Source organism: Desulfobacteraceae bacterium (assembly GCA_022340425.1).
Taxonomy (GTDB): domain Bacteria; phylum Desulfobacterota; class Desulfobacteria; order Desulfobacterales; family JAABRJ01; genus JAABRJ01.
This window is the reverse complement of sequence record JAJDNY010000178.1, coordinates 1-3,646: the sequence shown is the minus strand read 5'-3', so window position 1 is coordinate 3,646 and position 3,646 is coordinate 1. Positions and strand designations below refer to the sequence as shown.

3 protein-coding genes are annotated in these 3,646 nt (G+C 67.1%); all 3 read right to left on the bottom strand.

Annotated features, from left to right (window positions below; translation table 11 throughout):
• On the bottom strand, window positions 1–1,521 hold a 1,521-nt coding region (locus LJE63_16105), incomplete at its 3' end, for an ARMT1-like domain-containing protein (protein ID MCG6908126.1).
• 85 nt (window positions 1,522–1,606) lie between these two features.
• Window positions 1,607–2,476: an HAD family hydrolase gene (locus LJE63_16100; GenBank protein ID MCG6908125.1), complete on the bottom strand. Its 870-nt coding sequence runs from the start codon at window positions 2,474–2,476 to the stop codon at window positions 1,607–1,609.
• A partial coding sequence (locus tag LJE63_16095; GenBank protein MCG6908124.1) for a hypothetical protein occupies window positions 2,466–3,646 on the bottom strand: 1,181 nt, incomplete at its 5' end. The genes LJE63_16095 and LJE63_16100, both read right to left, overlap by 11 nt.

Below are 3,646 nucleotides of genomic sequence, written 5' to 3'. Positions count from 1 at the left end.
CACGATTTCCCACATGTACATGAGGTCGTCGGCGTCCATCCCGGACTCGAAGTACTCCGAGGGGTTGATGATGAAAGTGTCGGCCAGCTGCTCCTTGAGGTGGGCGATGAAGACCGACATGATCCGTTTGGCCACCCGGAGCTTGCCGGGGATCGAGCCGATGATGCCGCTGTAGAAGATCACCGTCATGCCGGCGGCCTTGGCCGCTGCCATCTGGTTGATGATGGCGCGGGCCTTCTCCTCGAGGTCGGCGTGCGAAAACTTGATCACCGCCGGGTGCCGCGGCTTGAAGGCGATGGCCACCGCGTCGCTGTCGTCGGTGCGGATGTTGAAGATGTCCTGGGTGAACTGGAAATGGGTGTCGAACAGCCGGCGCTGCTGGTCCGCCCCGCGGGAGACGACGCCGTCGACCTCCTTGAACACCCGGGCGAAGGTGGTGCTGGTCAGAAGGAAATTGAGGTTTTCGCGGGTGCCGTCGGAGAGCACGAATATCGGGTGGTCGCTGCGCAGCACCTGGGCCAGCTGGTTCTTGGCGAGGCTTGCGCCCTCGATGTGGTAAGCGTCCTGCAGGGATTTCTGCAGAATCGGGTCGGCGCGCACGTCGTGGATGTCCACCTTGGTGAACAGCGGCCCCTCCTTGAAGGCGATGATCACCTTGTGGCCCAGTTTGGTCAGGTTGCGGATGATCAGCAGATCCACCAGGATCTCCCCGGCCTCGTCGGCCAGCCAGAGGATTTTGCGGCTGCGGATGGCCTCGCGCCGTTCATGCAGGCCGATGCCGAGAAAGTTGAAAAACCGGTCGGCCCCGTTGCCGGTGATGCGGCGCCGGAAGATCCGCTCGAAGTCGCCGGCGCTCGGCTGGGTCTCGCGCTCCTGCTGCCAGAGGGTGCTTTCGGCCGAAAGGGCGATCAGCCGCCGCAACGCGATGGTTTCGGCCAGCTTGCGGACCTGGCCCAGGGTGGGCGGCGGCGGCGTCATGTCCCGGGGGTCCAGCCGGTTGAGGGCCTGCTGAAACCCTTTGTCGGCAAGGATCCTGGCGGCCAATTGGTTGCGCCGGGCCTTCTCGAAGAGGTAGGGGTCCTCGATCTGGGTGCGGTTGATGAAGATATTGAGCAGGCGCTTCTGCAGGCGCGACGGGATCATGATCTCATCCCGGATTTCGTGCTGGTACTTGATGCGGATCAGGGCCTCCAGAAATGTTTTTTCGGGGGCCTCCTCGATCAGGTCCTCGATCAGGGCGAGGGTGCTCTGGTAGACCGCGAGATATTTTTGCTGGATCATCAGGGACGGGTCGCGGTCCATGATGGCCTTGAACATCTGGTCCGAACACGGGTAGTAGCGCTCGTTTTCCTCGGTGTAGACCATAAAGCGCACCTGCTCGGGGGTCGCCACGTGGTCCGGGTAGGCCAGATGGTCCAGGTGGTTTTCCAGAAAAAAGGCCGTGAACCAGGCATCCTCCTCGGGGTCGCGCCCGGGAACGTAGATGGGGGCCGCCGGGGGCGGGGGTTCCGTTGGGGTCATGGGCTCCATCCGTGGGGGCGCCGGCCGGGCGCCGCCGGTCGAAAATCCGGTGCGGCCGCCGGCCGGCGGCCGGAGTTGGGTTCGTCTACCCGGCTGGTCGGTCGGTCCTGCCGGACAGGCAGCGGTCGATCAACTGGGGCAGTTCCGTGATCACCAGGTCCGGTCGCACCCCGCGGCAGGCCGGGTCGTCCTCACGCAGACGCAGCGAGCGGCGGTCGCCGGCAAACAGTGCGGTCTGGAAACCGGTCTGCCGGGCGGGCCGGATGTCGTTGCCGACGTCGTTGCCGACGTAGAGCACCGCCGCCGGGGGAAGCCCTTTGCGCTCGCAGGCGGCCGCGGCGGCCTGGAAAAGCCGCGGCGACGGTTTGGCCACCCCCCAGCGGTAGGAGTAAAAGACCAGCTGCGGATCGAAGCCGAGGGCGGCGCTGTCGGCGCCCAGAAACCGGCTGAAGAGCAGCGGGGTGTAAAACTGGGCATTGGAGATCAGCCCCAGTTTCAGGCGGGCCTCCCTGAGGGCTGCCAGGGTTATGCCCAACCCGGGCATGGGGGCGACCGGGTTGGCGAGCAGCTCGAAGGCCAGCGCGAAATCGCGCGCCTTGCTGCGCGACTCCCAGCCCAGGACGGACTGCCAGATGCGCTCGATGATCACCTCCGGCTGGTCCACACCGGCAGCCTGGGCCCGGCGGTGATCCGCCGCGATGGCGCCGAAAAAACGCGCCAGCACCGTCTCGGGCGCCTCTTGGATTCCGAAACGGGCCAGGAGCTGGGCCAGCGCGGCCCCCTGAGGGCTTTCGCTGCGGGCGGCGGCGATGTCGCCCGAGGCGCTGATGAACAGGGTGCCGTAGATGTCAAAAAGAACCGCGCCGATATTTGCCCGCAGGGCACCCGCAGGCGCAAGGGCGGTAGGGATCGGGGCCAGCGGGCGCAGGCCGGGGACGGTCGGCTCAGGACCCATGGGCCCCCCATTTCAGCAGACCGAAGGTTTTAAGGTCCAAAAAAGCGGCCAGCAGTAACGCCTTGTCCACTCGCTGGCGCACCGCCGTTCCGATGACGCGCCGGTAGGTGTCCACGAGTTGGTCGCGGTAAACTGTGCGGTTGTAACCCGCCAGGACGGCCGCGCGGTTGCGTCGCACCAGCTCCGGGGCATCGGGCACCCGGCCGGGGTCTTGCAGAAAGGGGTTCGCGGCGGCCAGCCGCTGGGCCGCCTTGTGCTCGGCGTGGACCCGGGCGATGACCCGCTGCTGGGCGCCTTCGTCCAGCAGACCGAAATCCACCCGCTTTTCGCGGGTGATGTGGTCGAAGGCCGCCTGCACCTCAGCCGGATCGGGCGCCAGGCCCAAAGAGCGGCAAACGTTCCGGACGCACGCGCGCCAGCGGGCTTCGAAGGCCTCGGGGTCGATCCACGCCAGGGGTACGTCCAGGCGGCTGTAAAGGTGCCCGAGGGAAATCCCCCGGTCCTCGAAGTCCCGGCAGATTTCCGGCAGGCGCCGCCCCCAGACCAGTTTGCCCGCCGCCCAGGGCTCCAGGAAGGAAAAACCGAACCCTTCCATGATGCTGGTGGTCAGGATGAAGCGCGCCCCGGTCAGCAGGCTGCCGAAATCCTGGTGGAGTCCCACGTCGAAGACCGCCTTTAACCCCGTCCGGCGGGCAAAGGCCTGCCAGTCGGCATGCACCGCGCGGTCCCGGGCGCTGTTGGGCGGGAGGGTGACCGCCAGGCGGCAGTCGCCCGGGAAATAGCAGGAGAGCAGGGCGGCTTCGCCGATGTTTTTGCGCCGGATGGCCCGCACCGGGTAGAGCACCTGGGGCGCGGCGTCGACCGGCGGGCCGGCGGGTGCGGGCGGGGCCGTGATCATGTTGGGCAGAAGATGCAGCCCGCGTTCCCTCAGCCCGGCGCGCTTGAGAAAGCGGTAATCGCGGGAGTTGACCACGGCATAGTGGCAGTCCGCGGGGTAGGGCTGGCGGGTGTAGTGCTGGGGGCGGCCGTCTTCGGCAAAATCGTGGACCTGCAGCAGGAGCCGCACCCCGCGGCGCTGGAGGGCCTCCAGGACCGCCGGCAGGCGGCGGTTTTTGGCCAGAAGCGGGTTGTGGACATGCAGCAGGTCGCAGCCCCGGGGCCAGTGGGCGT